The organism is Streptomyces sulfonofaciens (assembly GCF_014656295.1).
GTDB lineage: Bacteria > Actinomycetota > Actinomycetes > Streptomycetales > Streptomycetaceae > Streptomyces > Streptomyces sulfonofaciens.
The window spans coordinates 109,400-126,717 of the sequence record NZ_BNCD01000008.1 but is presented as its reverse complement, the minus strand read 5'-3'; the positions used below and the strand labels follow the sequence as shown (position 1 = coordinate 126,717).

Below are 17,318 nucleotides of genomic sequence, written 5' to 3'. Positions count from 1 at the left end.
TGTCTCGGGGCTTCTCACGGGGAGCGGGGGGCGGAGCCTGGGACGGCCGCGGGGTTCAGGAGGTGGGCAGCCAGACGCGCATGCTGCCGTCCTGACGGTTCGCCCACGCGTAGTAGGGGATCGCGGTCAGTGCGAGGGGCTCGCCGGCCGGCGGCGCGCCGGCGCCCTCCGCGCTCCGGTACGGCCACCAGCCGGCATCGGGAATCCGCCGGCGGTGCCCCGCGGCCACGACAGTGGTGACGCCGCCGAGCAGGTCCGGACGGTGTTCCACCGTGAGCGCGCGGGTGGTGTCGAGGACGATGTCGTCCAGGCCGCCGCCGGGGTGGTCGACCTGTTCGAGGCAGTAGACGAGCGGTCCGCGTTCGATCGCCACGCAGCCGCGCACCGCGTCCACCCGCGGATCGGCGGCCGTGAGGCGGGGTTCCAGGCCGAGTTCGAGGACGACCTGGTCGCCGGGTGCCCAGGTGCGCTCCAGCCGCAGCCAGCCGTCGTCGACCGGAGCGTCGGTCTGGTCGTACGCCGTGTCCGCGCACCGGACGCGGAACTCACCGCACCACTGCGGGATGCGCAGCGAGAGGGTCCTGGTCCGGTCCGCCGGGGCCTCCTCCACGGTCAGCCCGATCACGCCCTGCCAGGGGTAGTCGGTCTCGCAGCGGACGGTGACGCCCTCGGCGGTGTAGCGGCCGGTGACGTACTGGCAGATCTGGAGACCGCCCGCGTCGCCGCCGGCGAGGTAGTGCGCCAGGGAGGCCAGCAGGCGCATCACGTTCGGCGGACAGCAGGCGCAGCGGAACCAGCGGGTGCGGCGGGCCGACTGGTCCCCGCCGGTGTCGGTGTGACCGTCGCGGACCTGGAGCGGGTTGACGTACAGCCAGCGCTCGCCGTCCAGTGAGACGCCGGCCAGGAAGCCGTTGTAGAGGGTGCGCTCGATCAGGTCGGAGTAGCGGGCCTCGCCGGTGAGCAGGGCCATGCGCCAGCTCCACTGGACGGAGGCGACGGCGGCGCAGGTTTCGCAGTAGGCACGCTCGTTGGGCAGTTCGTACGGGTCGCCGAAGTCCTCCTCGTCGTGGTGGGCGCCCAGTCCGCCGGTCAGGTGCGTCTTGGTGGCGGTCATCGCCGACCACAGCCGTTCGGCCGCGGCGCGCAGTCCCGCGTCCCCGGTCTCGGTCGCCAGGTCGGTCGCGGCGGCCAGCAGGTACAACTGGCGTACGGCGTGCCCTTCCACGTCGGTCGCCTCGCGCAGCGGGACGCGGTCCTGGCAGTACGCCTCGCCGCCGAGCAGGCCGTGCCCGAAGCGGTCGACGAAGTAGCCGGCGAGGTTCAGGTAGCGGCGCTCACCGGTCTCCCGGTACAGCTCCACCAGAGCGGTCTCCACCTCGGGGTGGCCGTCGACGCCGTCGAGGGGCTTGCCGCTGTCCGCGGGGCCGAAGACGCTGTCGATGTGGTCGGCGAACCTGACGGCCACATCGAGCAGTTGACGGCGCCCGGTGGCCCGGTGGTGGGCCACCGCGGCCTGGATCAGATGGCCGGCGCAGTACAACTCGTGGCCCCAGCGCAGGTCCTTGTACCGCTCGCCCCCTTTGAGCAACTGGAACCACGTGTTCAGGTAGCCGTCGGGCTGCTGCGCGTCCGCGACGAGGGAGACGATCCGCTCCACGTCGGCCGCGAGCGGGCCGCCGTCCCCGGGCGCCCCCTGGGCGAGTTGCCAGGCGGCGGCCTCCAGCCACTTGTAGACGTCCGAGTCCACGAACGGGTACGCGCCCTGGAACGCGCCCTCGGCGGCGCCCGCGGCCACCCGCAGGTTGTTCAGATTCCCCGCCGACTCCAGCAGGCCGGGGCCCTGCGGGATGGAGCTGTGCGCGTTCACCTTCCGCCGGGTGCCCCAGAAGCCGGCGCCTACCTGAACGGTGGCGGGGACCAGCGCGGCCTTGGCGCCCGGACCGAGGCGGACCGGGCCCATGGGGACGCGCCCCGCTTCAGGCGCGGCCAAAGACGTGGAGGACGGCACAGCGGAACGTGGGCGGAGCATGGCTCTCCGAAGAAGATAGGCGGGAAAACGGGCGAAGCCCGGCGCACGGGGATGCCGTGCGTCCCGGGAACGGCCCAGCGGTGCTCCGCTCCTCGGACCCGTTTGGGAAAACGATTTTCTGCCGGAAACGTAGGGAGCCCACGAGCATGAGTCAAGGGGGGATGCGGCAAGTTTTTTCGGACTGCTGCGGGGAACTGGCCACGGGTCGGGATGGGTGCGACGATGGGCGTAGCTGATGTCTTCTAGGAAAAGGATTGCGCGTGGCCGCCGTTCCAGGGTTTCCCCAAGCCGGGCGGGCGAAGCTCGCCGATGTCGCCAAGCTGGCCGGCGTCAGTGTGGGGACGGCCTCGAAAGCGCTGAACGGCGGCGGCAGGATGCGGCCCGAGACGCGGCAGCGGGTCCTGGCCGCCGTCGAAGCGCTCGACTTCCGGCCCAACCAGCATGCGCAAAGCCTGCATACGGGCCGTAGCTGGACTGTCGGGCTGATGACGACCGACGGCATCGGCCGCTTCAGCACTCCGGTACTGCTCGGCGCCGAGGACGCGCTCGGCGCCGGGAAGATCTCCGTGCTGCTGTGCGACACCCGGGGCGACGCCATCCGCGAGCAGCACCATCTGCGCAATCTCATGGACCGCCGGGTGGACGGCATCATCGTGACCGGCCGGCGCACCGACCCACGCTCTCCCCTGACGGGCATCGAGCCGATCCCCACGGTCTACGCGCTCTCGCCGTCCGTCGATCCGGACGACATGTCCGTCGTGTCGGACGACCGCAGCGGAGCGCGACTGGCAGTCGATCACCTGCTGGCGACGGGCCGCACCCGGATCGCGCACGTGACCGGCCCGGCACATCACGCGGCCGCCCGCGACCGCGCCCAGCACACCGTCGAGCTGCTCGAACAGTCCTCGCTGGCGCTCTCCACCGGCCGGGTCCACTTCGGCGAGTGGAGCGAGACGTGGGGACGCCGCGCCGCCGAGACGGTCCTGCGTGCCGCACCGGACACGGACGCCTTCTTCTGCGGCAACGACCAGATCGCCAGGGGCGTCGCCGACAGCCTGCGCGAGAACGGCGTGGATGTCCCCGGCAGGGTGGCGGTCGTGGGCTACGACAACTGGGATGTCATGGCCCTGGCCTGCCGCCCGCCCCTGACCACGATCGACATGAACCTCGCCGAGGTCGGCCGGCAGGCCGCGCTGCGGCTGCTGGACGCCATCGGCGGCAAGCCGGAGCCAGGCGTGCGCACCGTTCCCTGCCGCCTCGTCGTCCGCGAGTCGAGCTGAACCGCCGCGTGTACGGTCCGCGGTGGTGTCCGGCCCGCAGAGGACGAAGCCCGTCCGCCGGTGCGCGTGGATCGCCGCCCTTCGCCGCGTGGGTAGGGCAGCAGGGCCGACTTCCCGGAGCCGGACGGGCCGAGGGTGGCGGCGATGAGACCGACGCCCCACGCCTCGCCGACGACGATCCGTCGATCGACGCAGTGCACGAGTTCGCCATCGCCCCGACACCGCCGCACGCCTGTGGGAGCCGTCCGAGGAACTCGATGCCCGGGTGTCGAGAACCCCGTGACCGGTGGCGGTTCGAGCCGCCGGCGGCCGGGGCGTCCGGCGCGGCGCGCGCGTGGACTGATGCCGGACCGGGTCAGTGGTGTCGCGACTGTTCGAGGGCGTGTACCAACACCGGGCATTCGGCGTCCTCGGTGGGCAGGGGCCCCCGCCGGGGCGCCCGTCCGGCCTCGCGGACGCCGGTCGGACGGGGCCCCGGCCTGCTCCTGACTCAGGTGTGCAGTTGCCACTTCTGGTTGGCCGTGCCCGTGCAGGTCCAGAGCTGGACCTTCGTCCCGTCGGCCGACGACATGCCCGTCACGTCCAGACACTTGTCGGCCCCGGCGTTGACCAGGTCACCGGCCGGCTCCAGACGCCACTGCTGGGCGCCCGTGCCATTGCAGTCGTACATCTGGACCTTTGCCCCGTCCGCGGTCGAGGCCGCGGCGACGTCCAGGCACTTGCCGAGCGCCTGTACCGAACCGTCGGCCTTCAGGGTCCACTGCTGGGCCGTCGAACCGTTGCAGGTGTAGATCTGGGCGGCCGTTCCGTTGGCCGTCGAGCCGCCGGCGGCGTCGAGGCACTTGCCGCCGAGACCCGTCAGGGTGCCCGTCGTGTCGGAGCCACCGCTCTGGGTGCCCGCCCAGGTGAACGTCGCGGAGGTCTTGCCCGGCAGCGAGTAGCCGAACGACTGGCCGCCCCAGACGACCTTGAGCTGCTGCGGCGATGCGGACGGGTTGTAGGCGATGAGGGCCTTGCTCCCGTCGGGGTTTAGCCACGCCACGTTCGGCAGGGCGCTGGAGGCGGTCGAGGCGATGCGCCGGGCCCCCGGCCGCACGAACTTGGTGACGTGGCCCATGGTGTAGTACTCGACGGTGTAGTCCACCTGGCCGCTGCGGCTGTCGCCGTTGTGCACGGTGATCAGGCCGGTGCAGGTGCCGCAGCCACCGTTGTGTGGACCCATGTTCTGGTCGACGGCGAGACTCCACTTGACCCAGCTCTGGCCCCAGTTGCGGAAGTAGTCGACCAGGTTGGTCATGTCCTCCTTCTGCTGGTCCGCGATCCAGGTGCCTCCGGAGTGCTCCGTGTCGAAGGCCGGGATGTCCGGGTACTGGTTGTGGACCGTCGTCTGCGTGTCGATGTGGCCGGTGTAGCCGTGGTAGGCGATACCGCCGAAGTTCGGGTCGCTGCGGATCGCGGCGTCGTCCACGGTCGGCTGCGCGTATCCCGCGTACGAGTCGGGGTTCCAGTCCAGGGCGAGGACCTTGGTCTTCAGGTTCGCGCTGTGCAGGGCCGGCAGCAGGTTGTTCTTGGCGAAGTAGGCGAGGCCCGAGCCGTTCCACTGCATGGACGGGTAGCCGGAGCAGCAGGTCGGCTCGTTCTGCTCCGAGACGTAGTCGATGGGCACTCCGGCGCTCTGGTACGCCTGGATGTACTTCACGAAGTACTGGGCGTAGGCGCCGTAGTACTGGGACTCCAGCCAGCCCTGGTCGTAGCTGTCGTTGTCCTTCATCCACGGCGGCGCGGTCCACGGCGACGCCATCACCTTGAGGGCCGGGTTGAGCTGCTTGGCCTGCCTGGTCAGCGGCAGTACGTCGGCCTGGTCGTGGGCGATGCTGAACTTCGCGAGGCCGGGATCGGTCTGGCCGGCCGGCACGTCGTCGAAGCTGTAGTCGTTCCGGGCCAGGTCGGAGGTGCCCATCGGGTTGCGCAGAAAGCTCACGCCGATGCCGGAGGTGGGTGAGAACAGCTTGTTCATGACGTCGGTGCGGGTGGCCTGGGACAGCGCCCCGCTGCTGTTCATCAGCCACGCCGCGGTGTCCGTGAACGACGCGCCGGCGCCGCTGAACTCCTGGTACTTGGTGTTCTCGTCGACGTTGACGGTCGTCCCGCCACCGCCGCTGCCGGCCTGGAAGGCGATGGGGGCCTGGTCCTGGAGGCCACGGGTGACGTGCCGTCCGCCCGCGTCGTCCGTGGTGGTCAGGGCGATGTGCACTTGTTCGCCCGCGGCCTGCGCGGTGCCCGCGGCCAGCGGGGTCAGGCCCGCGACACCGAGAACACCGACCAGCGCGGATCTCGCGCAGCGGCGCAAGAGGCCACTCGATCTACCCATGGGGTGCTGCCCTTCTCGTACCCGGTAGTGGGAGGGGCGGCCGTGGGGCCGCGGCGAGAGTGAACTGCCCCCGGAACACAGCGTCAAGAGGACGACTGCCTGGCGGGCGCCGCTGCACCCCCGCTGACCAGCGGCGACACTGTTTCCGTAAAAGTCTGTACCAGACATCCGCGGTCCGGTCGGCGCTCGGCGTGAGCGTCTGCACGGCACGGCGCGCGGCGTCCGCGGTCGAGACCGCTCGGGGAGCCGGTCGGGCCGAAGCACGGCCACGCGCGCGGCGTCCGCACGGCACGGCCACGCGCGCGAGGCCGTCGTGGGCAGCGGGGCCGGCACGGCAACGGTGTTCGCAGTACTAGGAGGAGGTGGCGGCGATCCGCCGTGGCCCGCGGGCGCCGAGCAGCGCGAGGCAGTTCGACCACATGGCTTCGAGACGGCTGGTGTCGTTGTACAGCTTCGCGAAGAGGAGCTGGCCTTCGAGCTGGGCGACCACGGCACGCGCCGCCTCGTTGCTGTCGGCCACGGTGGCGTCGCCGCGATCGCACGCCTCGTCCACGACCCCTTCGACCATGGCCACCTGAGCGTCGAAGATCTCCTGCAGGCGGGTGCGGATCAGCTCCGTCCGGTTGCTCAGCTCCAGCGTGAGGTTGCCGAACAGGCACCCGGCGACGGTGCCGCAGGAGTGCTGTCCGGCACGCTGGGCGGCTTCGGTCGCCTCGAAGAGCCGGCGCAGACGCTGGAGGGGCCCGTCGCCGCCGCCCAGGATCGCGTCCCAGGTGCGGTGCTGTGCGTGCCACTCCTCGTCGAGGACGGCAAGGGCCAGGGTCTCCTTCGAATCGAAGAAGTAGTAGAAGCTCCCCTTCGGCACACCGGCGGCCTTGCAGATCTCGGCCACTCCCAGGGCCGAGTAACCGCGCAGCTCGATCAGCCGCTGTGCGGCCGCGAGGATCCTCTCCTTGCCGTCACTGGTGCGTCCCATGCCGTGCAGTCTACGACCGGTCGACTATTCACGGTACAGACCGGTCGTCTACCTGTCGTCCCCTTCAGCCGGAACCGGAGGCGGCCCGGCGGCAGCGCGGAGCCCCGGCAACCCGCCATCCCGGCACTTCGCTGGAGAGCGGGGCCGGGACACCGCGTCCACACCCCCACCTTCCCTGGTTCCGCCCCGCCCCTCGCCCCACCCCGCACCCACCCCCGCCCCTCGCCCGCAACTTGATCGGGAACGCATACGAAACTTTCGACAACGTTGGCTCCGATCTCTCCCCATATCCGGGGGCCAAACCGCTCGCCCTCGAGGCTGAACGGCAGGCGAAGGCCGGTGACCTGGGTCAATGCATTACGAAGGAATTCCGAACCGGAATATCACTCTCGCAATCCTTGCGGGAACCGTTGACAACCCCATGGAGCCGGACCAACACTGTCGGCATCGACGGGAGCCCAACCACTGTCGAGCCAGGCCACGAGCCGCGTCCTGGTCTCCACCCGTCGACCGCACGACGACCGGCTCGTCCCCGCTGCGTCGCAGGACGCCGACGCGCGGTCAGCGCCACCTTGTTCTCCGGCAGTTCCGCCGGGTCGTATCACGCTGCCTGGCCTCCGGCCAGCCTTCACGAGGAGGAAGCATGTACGAGAACGACACCCCCGCCCGTCCGATCAGTCGCAGGGGTTTCATCGGCGCCGGCGCCGCGGCCCTGGTGACCTCCACGGTGCTGCTGCCGGGAACCGCCCACGCCGACACGACCATCAACACGAACCAGACCGGCACGAACAACGGCTACTACTACTCGTTCTGGACCGATGGCGGCGGGTCGGTCTCCATGACCCTGAAGTCCGGTGGCAGCTACAGCACCCAGTGGAGCAACGTCGGGAACTTCGTCGCCGGCAAGGGCTGGGGCAACGGCGGGCGCAGGACCGTGAACTACTCGGGCAGCTTCAACCCGTCGGGCAACGCCTACCTGGCCCTGTACGGGTGGACCTCCAACCCGCTCGTGGAGTACTACATCGTCGACAACTGGGGCACCTTCCGGCCCACCGGAACGTACAAGGGCACGGTCTCCAGCGACGGCGGTACGTACGACATCTACCAGACGATGCGGTACAACGCCCCCTCCGTCGAAGGCACGCGCACCTTCCCGCAGTTCTGGAGCGTCCGGCAGTCGAAGCGGACGGGCGGCTCCATCACCACGGGCAACCACTTCGACGCCTGGTCCCGCGCCGGGATGAGCCTGGGCAGCTTCAGCTACTACATGATCCTCGCCACCGAGGGATACCAGAGCAGCGGAAACTCCAACCTCTCCGTGAGCTGACACCGCACTGGGGGGGGTGGCGCGACGGCCCGTGGCCGCCGCGCGGACCGGCCGCCGCGCGGATCCGGAGCCAGGCGGATCCGGCGCCGCGCGGCGGCGGTCAGTGCACGGTGTGCGAGGTGAGTACGCCCCGCACCGTCCGATCGGGGCCGGTGCCGGTGATGTCCCAGGGCCCGGTGCCGCCGCCCGGCGCGGCCGGGAGTGAGTCAGGGCACCACCTCGGCCGACGGCGCCGCCCGGAGCGAGGCGGGCGTGGGCGACCGGGCGACCGGGTCACCTGGCCACCTGGGCGACGCGGGCTAGCGAGGCGCCCGGCGGGACCGCCGCTGCGCCTCCAGTTCATCGACCAGCGCCAGTCCGCGCTCCGCCCAGGCGACCTCGGTACGGGCGCGCTCGACGAGGCCCTGGTACGCGTGCACCTTGTAGGCCACGATCGTCTCGTGGTCCTCCTGCGGAGCGACGGCCAGACGGCGGCTCAGCAGCTCCGTCCGGCGCGTGCGCAGTTGCTCCACGTGCCGCTCCCAGCGCTGCTGCTGCTCCCGGAAGTGGTCGCGGTGCGACTCGAACTGGCGGCGTACGGTGCCGGGGTCGGCGTACTCGAAGTACGTGGCCTTCAGACAGGCCACGTCCCTGACACGCTGGGGCGGCTCGATCTCCGCCACCCAGCGCAGGAGTTCGGCACTTCCCGCCTCGGTCAGGGCGTACGCCCGCTTCACCGCCTTGGCCTTCGGGCCGCGCGGCAGCTCGCGGGCGGTGACCAGGCCCGCGCTCTCCAGGCGGCGCAGCTCCGTGTAGATCTGCGGGTGCGTCGCATGCCAGACCCGGTCGGCGGACTGGTCGAACTGCTTGGCCAGTTCGTATCCCGTCATCTCACCCGCGTCGAGCAGGGCGAGCAGGGCGTGGGACAGGGACACCGGATCCCCTCTCGTCTCTCGTTCGGCGTGCTCATCTGACGTGCCGCCGGGTCGCGCGTCGGCCCGCCGCCTGCCGGTCGCCGCCGGTGGCGCGTCGGCCCGCCCGCAACCGGATTCCCGCAGCGCCTGCGCAGGCGCGCCCACGCCGTCCTCCGTCAGCGCGCACCCGGCCTATGTGTGTAAGCAGTTACGTAACCATTGACATACATTTCTGGGTCGGCCTAGCGTACCGCGCGCCGTACTCCCTCCTCGTCCGATCGGTTGACGCGTGTGACCTCCCGTCCTCCCCGCAACGGCCGCGCGGCCATCATGGCCCTGACCTACCTGGGCTTCGCCCTCCAGATGGTGCAGGTCGGCCTGTTGCCCCTGCTGCCCGAGATCGGTGCCGAGCTGGGCGCCTCGCCCGCCGGCACGTCCTGGATCCTCACCTCCGGACTGCTGTCGGGTGCGGTCTTCCTCGCCGTGCTCACCCGGCTCGGCGACCTCATCGGCAAGCGGCCCGTCATCCTGCTGGCCATGAGCCTGGTCGTGGTCGGCTGCGTCATCGACACCTTCGCGACCACCCTGCCGCTGGTGCTGCTCGGCCGGGTCCTGATCGGCGCCCAACTCCCCATGCTCGCGCTGCCCGTGGCCATCGCCAACGACACCCTGGAGCCGAAGCGGGCGCACGGCACCATCAGCTCCATCCATGTGTGCACCGGTCTCGGCATCGCGGCCGGACTGCTGCTCGGCTCCTTCGTCGGCAGGTCCTGGCACCTGTACTTCGCCATCAGTGCCGTTGCCGCACTCATCGGCCTGGTGGCGACCGCCCTGCTGGTACACGACTCACCGCGGCGCGCCACCGGCGGCCTCGACCTCCCCGGTGCCGGCCTGCTGACCCTGGCGCTCGTCGCGGTGCTGCTCGGGCTGAGCGAGGGCTCGGCCTGGGGCTGGGGCTCGGCGGGGGTCGTGTCGCTGCTGGTGGGCGGCGCGGTGCTGTTCGGCCTGTGGTGGCTGCGCGAGCGCACCGCGCAGGTGCCGCTGATCAAGGTGGGCTACCTGGTGCAGCCGCACATCGGAATCCCGTACGCCATGACCTTCCTGGTGGCCTTCGGGATCTACGGCTCGCTCTCCGCGGTGACCCGGCTCGCCCAGACCCCCCTCCAGGCCGGCTTCGGCTTCGGCTGGAGCGGCCACGCCACCGCCTGGTTCGCGGTCCCGCAGGCGGTGGGGCCTGCACTCGGCACCCTGGTGCTGCGGTGGGGGCGGCAGCGGGGTCTCGTGATGACCGCGGCCATCTCCTTCTGCCTCATCATCGTGGGATTCGCCGGCTACGCCGTCGGCCACTCCACGCCCCTCGCCGAACTCGTCTCCCTCGCACCCGACTCGATGGGGCTGGCCATCGCGCTGGCGGCCACGCAACTGCTCGTGCTCAGCGTGGTGCCGGCGGAGGAGTCCGGTATCGCGCTCGGCCTCTCTGTCGTGATGTACGCGGTGGGCCAGTCGCTGGGCAGCGCGGTCGTCGGCGTCTACTTCGCGAGTTTCACCACCCCCGCCGGACTTCCGGCGCTCGGCTCCTACCTCGCGGCCTTCGCCACCTGCGGCGGCGCCGCGGTGGTGGCGCTGCTGCTCTGCGTGCCGCTCGCGCGCAGCCGTACGGCGGGTGGCACGGCGGGTGGCACGGCGGCGTACTCGGCCTCCGCGCCGGCCCCGGCGGAACGGGACGCCTCGGACACGGGCACGGACGGGCCCGCGACGGCACGGCCGCGGGCCACGGGCTGAGCGGCCGCGAGCCGTGGACCGAACAGCCGCAGACCCTCGGCCGAGAGGCGGCGGAGGACGGCAGGCGGCGGCCGGACCGCGCGACCACGCGCGCGGGCGCGACCACATGTCCGGGCGCGGCGGAGCATCCGGGCGCTGCCGACCGTCCGGGCTCGGCCGAGCATCCGGTCGCGGCCGAGCATCCGCTCAGTGCAGGGCGTCCGCTCAGTGCAGGGCATCGACGCCGAGCGCCACGAGGGCGACGGCCGGGGTGACGAGCTGGACCAGGGCGGAGCGGAGTTTGGTGCGGTCGCTCAGGACGAGGACCAGGCCGGCGAGCACCATGCAGGAGGTGCCCGCGACGACGAGCGTCCTGCCCACGGTGTCGTCGGCGGCGAGCGCGACCACCGCGCCGAGTGCGACCAGCACGGCCAGGAAGAGGTTGTAGAAGCCCTGGTTGAACGCGAGCTGCCGGGTGGCCCGTGCCTCGTCCTCCGAGGTGCCGAAGACCGCCCTGGTCTTCGGCGCGGTCCACAGGAGGGACTCCAGCACGAAGATGTAGACGTGTGTCAAAGCGGCGAGTATCGCGAAGACAAGGGCGACGACCAGCACATTCACTCCTGATGAACCGACAAACCGTGTGGTGCGAGGCACTATGGCCTGCCGTGCTCCACGCCGGTGCGCCGGGGTGCAGGCCGGAGGCCGAATCGTGACCGGGCCGATCCGAAACCGGGCCGAACCCGGGCGAAGTCTGCCCAGCACCCGGGCCGGACCCACCCGGAGTCTGCCCGCACCCCGCCACGCGAACAGCCCCCGAACCGCCGCGGACGCGGTCCTCCACCGGCCATATTCGGCTTCCCCCGGACCCTCACGCGGGGGCCGTGCGGTGCCTGAGTGAAGAGGGCGCTCACAAGGGGGCATGACCGTCACTGCGCTTCTCATGCGCCTCTGTCTCGTTATGCGCGCCGCATCCTCACACATCCGTTCACAAGCCCAAGAGTCCGGTTAGGGGAAAAGTGAGCCACATCACGGCCCTCTTCCCCTTCGGGCACTGATCTCCATCCGTGCACACGCGATGCGGAGGCCCCGATGACCGGATTACGACGCAGCCACCGTCCAGCCCTTTCCGCCCTCCTCGGAGCCGGGATCCTCCTGGCCCTCGCCACGGGCGGCACCCAGCCGGCCCCGGCGGACACGGCCGCCGCGCGCCAGGTGACCGGCACCCTCCCGGACGGCGCCACCTACCTCATGGACGTCCCCGCCCACTGGAACGGCACGGTGCTCCTCTACAGCCACGGCCTGGTCGCCGTGGAGCCCGGCCACGACCAGCCCAACCCGGCGAAGAACGCACCCGGGTGGGGGGACACCCGACAGCAACTGCTCGACGAGGGGTACGCCCTGATCGGCTCGTCCTACGTGTCGCCGGGGTGGGTGGTCGACACGGCGGTCGACGACCAGGTCGCCACACTGGAGAAGTTCGGGGAGGTCTTCGGCCCCGCCGAACGGGCCCTCGCCTGGGGAGAATCGCTCGGCGGCATGATCACCACCAGACTCGCCGAGGAGTACGGCGACCGGATCGACGGCTCGCTGGCCATGTGCGGCACGGAAGCGGGCGGCGTCGCGCGCTGGAACAACCAGCTCGACCTGTCGTTCGTCCTGCGCACCCTGCTGGCGCCGGACAGCGGCATCCGGCTCACCGGGTTCCGGGACCGCGCCGAGGCCGACGCCTCGGCCGACGCGCTCACCGCCGAGGCCGAGCGGGCGCAGAGGACGCCGGCGGGCCGCGCGCGCATCGCCCTGGCGGCCGCGCTCGCCGGCGTCGCCGGCTACAACGCGACCGACCAGCAGCGGCCGGGCCGGCGCGACTGGGCGACCACCGAGGCGAACCAGTACGCGGTCGTCTCCGAGACGCTCATCCCCTCCACCACCCGGTGGCGCCAGGACGCGGAATCGCACGCCGGTGGCTCCGTGTCCTGGAACTCGGGCGTCGACTACGCGGCCATGCTGGCCCGTTCGCCGTACCGGGACGAGGCGGAGGGACTGTACAGGTCGGCCGGGCTCACGCTCGCCGAGGACCTGTCGGCGCTGGGCGCCGCACCCCGTCTGAACGCCGAGGACGCGGCCGTGGACTTCATGGCGAGGACCGCCTCCTTCTCCGGCGCGCTGACCAGGCCCCAGTTGAACGTCCACACCGTGTACGACGGACTGGTCCCCGTGCAGAACGAGCACGCCTACCGGGACACCGCCCGTGCGGCGGGCACCTCGGCACTGCTCCGCCAGACGTACGTGGAGCGGGCGGGGCACTGTAACTTCACGCAGGACGAGGCCCTGACGGCGGTGCGCACCCTCGACGAGCGCGTCGCCACCGGGCACTGGGGCGACACCAGCGCACACGGTATGAACGCCTCGGCCCGTGAACACGGCGCCGTGACGGAGACCGCCTACATCCGCTACGCACCGGCGCCCTTCCCGCGCCCGTACGACCTGACGGCACGTCAGGGGGCGTGACGGCGCCGCAGGGGGCGGGGACAGCACGGCAGGGACGCGATGACGGTGCGGTGGGGACGTGACGGTGCGGTGGGCCGGCGCCCACGCGCCCACACCCGGGCACCTACGCGCCCACGCGCCCACGCGAAAGGCGAACACCGGCCGCCGTCCGCTGGGGTGTGCTCGACCACATCCGCGCGGTCGTGGCCCCGTTCAGAAGGCGGCGCCCCCGCCCCGACGGGACGGCGCCCCGATCCTGACGGAGCGGGGCGCCGCCGAGGAACCCCGGCCCGCTGCGTCAGGTGCGCAGCAGCCGCAGGTCGATCGCGTCGGCCATCGCCGCCATGCCCGCGTCGTCGGGGTGGATGTGGTCCCCCGAGTCGTATCGGGGGTCGAGGGCGGACGGGTGCGCCGGGTCGCGCATGACGCGGTCGAAGTCGATGACCCCGTCGAAGGCGCCGCCGGTGCGGATCCACTGGTTGACGCTCGTCCGGATCGCCTCCGCGGCGGGCGTGAAGTAGCCGTTGCCCTCATCGGGCATCAGGGTCGCGCCGATGACGCGGACGTGGGCGGCGTGGGCCTCGTCGATCAGGGTGCGGTAGCCGTCGGCGAGGTCCTGCGCGGTGAGCGGCGCGCCGCCGGGTCCCGCATTGTTGCCGATGTCGTTGATGCCCTCGAAGAGGATGACGTCCTTGACGCCCGGCTGGCCGAGGGCGTCGTGGCGGAAGCGCTTGAGGGCGCTGACGCCCTGCCACAGGTTGGGCACGTCGGTGAGGACGCGGTTGCCGCCGATGCCGGCGTCCACCACGCCCAGCCGCTGCGGGCCCGGCTCGGCGCCCAGCCGGCGGCCGAGGATGTCCGGCCAGCGGGTGTAGGTGCCGGTGGAGGAGTGGTAGCCGTCCGTGATCGAGTCGCCGAAGGCGACGACGGTGCCCCTGGCGCTCGGTGAGACCACGTCGAGACCGGCCAGGTAGTACCACGAGGTCGTGGTGGACCCGAAGGCCTGCGCGCTGTCGTCGCCGCTGTGGTTGCCGGCGGCGATGTACGTCGTGTCGAACGCGTCGGAGTGCCAGGTGGACATGCCCGTCGCGCCCGGCACGTAGAGGCTGACGAGCAGGTTCTCGCCGGCGTCCACCGAGATCGGCAAGGTGTCGCTGACGGCCTCCTGGCCGGCCGGGATGGTGAGCGTGCGGGAGTGGCCGAAGGTGACGTTGCGGGTGGTGCCGCGCTTCGCCGCTCCCCCGTCCTCCTGGACGGCGACGTCCACGGCGCCCAGGTCGAGCGGGGTGTCGCTGTAGCGGTTCGACAGGGTGATGCGGATGTCGGAGCCGGCGACGCTGCTGTGCGCCACCATCCGGATGGTCTGGTCGGCGAAGGCGGGTCCCGCGGTGGTCATGCTGGGCGACCAGGCGCTGACCCGGGTGCCGCGGGCTGCGGACACCGTGCCGTCGGCCGCGTGCGCGGTGGACGGGGGCACGGCCGCCAGCGCCACGCCGGCGAGCGCGCCGGCCGCGGCCAGCACGCCGAGCCGGAAGCGGGCCGGGAACCGCAGTGCTCCGCCGCCCGGCCGGCGCCTCGCCGCCGGGTGTCTTCTCTCGTGGGACATCGTCGATCTCTCCACTCTTCAGAGGTTGCGCAACGTGGTGGACTCGCCGGGCATGAGACTGATGTGCCTCGTGCGGCCGCCGGCGACGACGGTGGTGCTCCGGCCGCCGACGCTCCTGAACGTCGCCTCGGTGACCCTGCCGCCGCGCCATCGGACGTCGGCGACGAAGCCGCCGCGCACCCCCACACCCGACACGGAGCCCGAGGCCGCCCACGCGTCCGGCAGCGCGGGAAGCAGCTCCACGTGTCCGGGCCGCGAGTAGAGGAGCATCTCGACGATGGCGGCCGGGGTGCCGAAGTTCGCGTCGATCTGGAAGATGCCGCGGCCCGGCTCCACCTGGTAGATGTCGAAGAGGTTCAGCGCGGTGCCGTTGCCGTCGCCCGCCCACGGCTTCAGGTTGGTGACGACGAGCTGGTAGGCCCTGTCCGCGTCCTTCAGGCGCGCCCAGCACAGGCTGCGCCAGGCGTTGGACCATCCGTAGCTGTTCATGCCGCGTGCGGTGAGCAGGGCCGTGGCGCCGTCGAGGATGTCCTTCGGCGTGGAGTCGTCCGGACGGATCCTGTCGCCGGGGAAGAGGCCGATGAGCGGGGACAGGTGCCGGTGGGTGGTCTCACCGAGGTTGTCCGGGGACATCCACTCCTCCAGCCACCCGGTCTTGGGGCTGACCACGGGCAGGTACAGGCGTTCCCGCAGGGCGTCGACGGCCGCCCGGTGGGCGCTGTCCCTGCCGAGCACCTCGGTGGCGGTGTGGTAGTTGCCGAAGAGGTTCCACACCAGTTCCTGGGCGTAGGTGATGCCCTTGGCGTCGAGCGGGCCCTGCTCGGGCGACCAGTCGCTGTCGGCGATCAGGACCTCGCGCTCCGCTCCTGACGCGTCGGTGACGGTCGTGGTCAGGAGGCGGGCCTCCCAGAACTCCACGGCCCCTTCGAGCAGAGGAAGGATCTTCTCCAGGTAGGCGCGGTCCTGGGTGTACTCGTAGTGCTCGAACAGGCTCTGGCAGAGCCAGGCGTTGCCGGCCGGGTGCCACCACCAGCCGCCTCCGCCGTAGGGGTTGGTGGAGATGGCGACCGTCCAGCCGGCGATCCTGCCGCTGGAGTTGCGGTACCTGTTGGTCGAGGTGTTGAACAGCCGCCGGGTGATGTCGGTCCACGACGGCAGTTGGGCCAGGCAGTAGTCCGCGAAGGCGTCGAAGCAGTCGGACAGGCCCGCGCGGTCGGCCATCCAGTAGTTCATCTGGATGTTGATGTCCGTGTGGTAGTCGCCCATCCAGTCCGGGTCGTTGCCGTCCAGCCAGGGGCCCTGGAGGCCCATCGGCAGGCTGCCGCGCGATCCGGAGATCATCAGATAGCGGCCGAACCGCAGGTAGGCCGCCTCCAGTTCCGGGTCGGGGACGTCGTCGCGGTAGCGGGCCTGCAGCCGCTCCCAGGTGTCCAGTGCGCGCTGGGCCGGCGACGACGTGCCGAGGTCGATGTCCAACCGCCCGGAGAGGGCACGGAAGTCGGCGACGTGGGTGTGCAGCAGGGTGTCGGCGGAGTGGGCGGCGGCGGCCAGTGCCTTGGTCCTCGCCAGGCGCTCCGGGTCGAGGGCCGGGTCGCGGAACCCGGCGGCCGCGTCGGGCGCGTAGTCGGTGCCGCCGCTGACGACGACGGTGAGGTCCTCGCAGCCGCTGAAGGAGATCGACGCGCCGTCGACGGCGACCTTGCCGGTGCTGCTGCGGGCGGTGACGGCGGCGCCGTACTTGAGGCCGTTCGCGAAGGAGGCGCCGAACGACACGCAGGGCCCGGCGCCGCTCGCGGTGGTGGTCTCGCCATGCGTACCGGCCAGCCGGATCGTTCCCGTGTGGGTACCACCGCCCTGCTGGGAGAAGTGCAGGACGATGGCGTCGTCGGGGTGGCTGGCGAAGATCTGCCGCTGGTAGGTGGTGCCGGCGAGCCGGTAGGAGGCGGTGACCAGGCCCTGGGCGAGGTCGAGGGTGCGCCGGTAGCCGTCGGCGGCGCCGAGGTCGTGGCCGTCCATCTCGACCGTGAGCCGGGCGAGGAGCGTGAGCGAGCCGAAGTCCGCACGGCCGTAGGGGAACTGGCCGTCGTCCTGGAGCGTGTCGTTGGCGCCGCCGGTCCACAGGGTGGCATCGCTGATCATCAGCAGTTCGCCGGCGGGGTCGTTGCCGGCCAGTGCCCCGAGGCGGCCGTTGCCGACCGGCAGGCCCTGCTGGATCATCGAGTCCGCGGAGCCCGGCGTCCGCCACCAAAGCTGGTTGCGTGCGGCGTCCGCGGCGGACAGCAGGGGCGATGCGGTGGGGCGCAGCGGGGCCGCCGAGGCAGTGAAGGCGGGCAGGCCGAGTGCCGCGGCCGCGCCGGTGGCGGCGGCGAGGCTGAGGAAGCCTCTGCGGCTGGGGCGGTCGTCGGATGCTTCGGTGTGCTGGATGTCCACGGTGGTGCACTCCATGTCCGGGGGAATGGCACGTGCGGGTCCGACGGCGGCGGCAGGGGCCGTCGCGGCTCGTCGGAGGGGCACCGGTAGGCGGATGGGACGCCGGGGTGCGGAAGTCGAGGGGTGTCGCCGGCCTGCGGCGCGGGGCCCGGATCGGG

General features: G+C 71.7%; 11 protein-coding genes. 4 read left to right on the top strand and 7 right to left on the bottom strand.

Annotation, left to right across the window (positions count from 1 at the left end; translation table 11 throughout):
* Nucleotides 1–55: 55 nt before the first annotated feature.
* Entirely contained in the window at nt 56–2,029 is a 1,974-nt protein-coding gene (locus tag IE313_RS15335) for a glycoside hydrolase family 127 protein (RefSeq protein ID WP_189932366.1), read from the bottom strand.
* Nucleotides 2,030–2,289: 260 nt separating this feature from the next.
* Between IE313_RS15335 and IE313_RS15330 the strand changes: the two genes are divergently transcribed.
* Nucleotides 2,290–3,309: a LacI family DNA-binding transcriptional regulator gene (locus tag IE313_RS15330; protein WP_189932365.1), complete on the top strand. Its 1,020-nt coding sequence runs from the start codon at nt 2,290–2,292 to the stop codon at nt 3,307–3,309.
* A gap of 490 nt (nt 3,310–3,799) precedes the next feature.
* Here the strand turns inward: IE313_RS15330 and IE313_RS15325 are convergent, their stop codons facing one another.
* A complete protein-coding gene (locus IE313_RS15325) occupies nt 3,800–5,680 on the bottom strand; it encodes a ricin-type beta-trefoil lectin domain protein (RefSeq protein WP_189932364.1) in 1,881 nt (626 codons plus the stop codon).
* 352 nt (nt 5,681–6,032) lie between these two features.
* Nucleotides 6,033–6,656 (bottom strand): TetR/AcrR family transcriptional regulator, encoded by a 624-nt coding sequence (locus IE313_RS15320; protein WP_189932363.1) that lies wholly within the window; start codon nt 6,654–6,656, stop codon nt 6,033–6,035.
* A gap of 643 nt (nt 6,657–7,299) precedes the next feature.
* On the opposite strand from IE313_RS15320, the gene xynA reads away from it, so the two are divergent.
* Nucleotides 7,300–7,983, top strand: coding sequence for an endo-1,4-beta-xylanase XynA (xynA, locus tag IE313_RS15315; protein ID WP_189932362.1), 684 nt, complete (start codon nt 7,300–7,302; stop codon nt 7,981–7,983).
* Nucleotides 7,984–8,282: 299 nt separating this feature from the next.
* On the opposite strand, the gene IE313_RS15310 is transcribed toward xynA, so the two are convergent.
* A complete protein-coding gene (locus IE313_RS15310; RefSeq protein ID WP_189932361.1) occupies nt 8,283–8,897 on the bottom strand; it encodes a PadR family transcriptional regulator in 615 nt (204 codons plus the stop codon).
* Nucleotides 8,898–9,167: 270 nt separating this feature from the next.
* Here IE313_RS15310 and IE313_RS15305 point away from each other — a divergent pair, with 270 nt between their 5' ends.
* Entirely contained in the window at nt 9,168–10,658 is a 1,491-nt protein-coding gene (locus IE313_RS15305) for an MFS transporter (RefSeq protein ID WP_189932359.1), read from the top strand.
* 204 nt (nt 10,659–10,862) lie between these two features.
* Here IE313_RS15305 and IE313_RS15300 read toward each other — a convergent pair whose 3' ends face one another.
* Nucleotides 10,863–11,249: a DUF1304 domain-containing protein gene (locus tag IE313_RS15300; protein WP_189932357.1), complete on the bottom strand. Its 387-nt coding sequence runs from the start codon at nt 11,247–11,249 to the stop codon at nt 10,863–10,865.
* 477 nt (nt 11,250–11,726) lie between these two features.
* Here IE313_RS15300 and IE313_RS15295 point away from each other — a divergent pair, with 477 nt between their 5' ends.
* Nucleotides 11,727–13,145 carry an alpha/beta fold hydrolase gene (locus tag IE313_RS15295; RefSeq protein ID WP_189932355.1) on the top strand — a complete coding sequence of 473 codons (1,419 nt, stop codon included), beginning with the start codon at nt 11,727–11,729 and terminating at the stop codon, nt 13,143–13,145.
* Between the two features lie 277 nt (nt 13,146–13,422).
* On the opposite strand, the gene IE313_RS15290 is transcribed toward IE313_RS15295, so the two are convergent.
* On the bottom strand, nt 13,423–14,730 hold the full coding sequence (locus tag IE313_RS15290; protein ID WP_189932353.1) for an SGNH/GDSL hydrolase family protein: 1,308 nt from the start codon (nt 14,728–14,730) through the stop codon (nt 13,423–13,425).
* Between the two features lie 18 nt (nt 14,731–14,748).
* Complete coding sequence (locus tag IE313_RS15285; RefSeq protein ID WP_189932351.1) at nt 14,749–17,175, bottom strand: glycosyl hydrolase family 95 catalytic domain-containing protein; 2,427 nt, start codon at nt 17,173–17,175, stop codon at nt 14,749–14,751.
* Nucleotides 17,176–17,318: the final 143 nt, after the last annotated feature.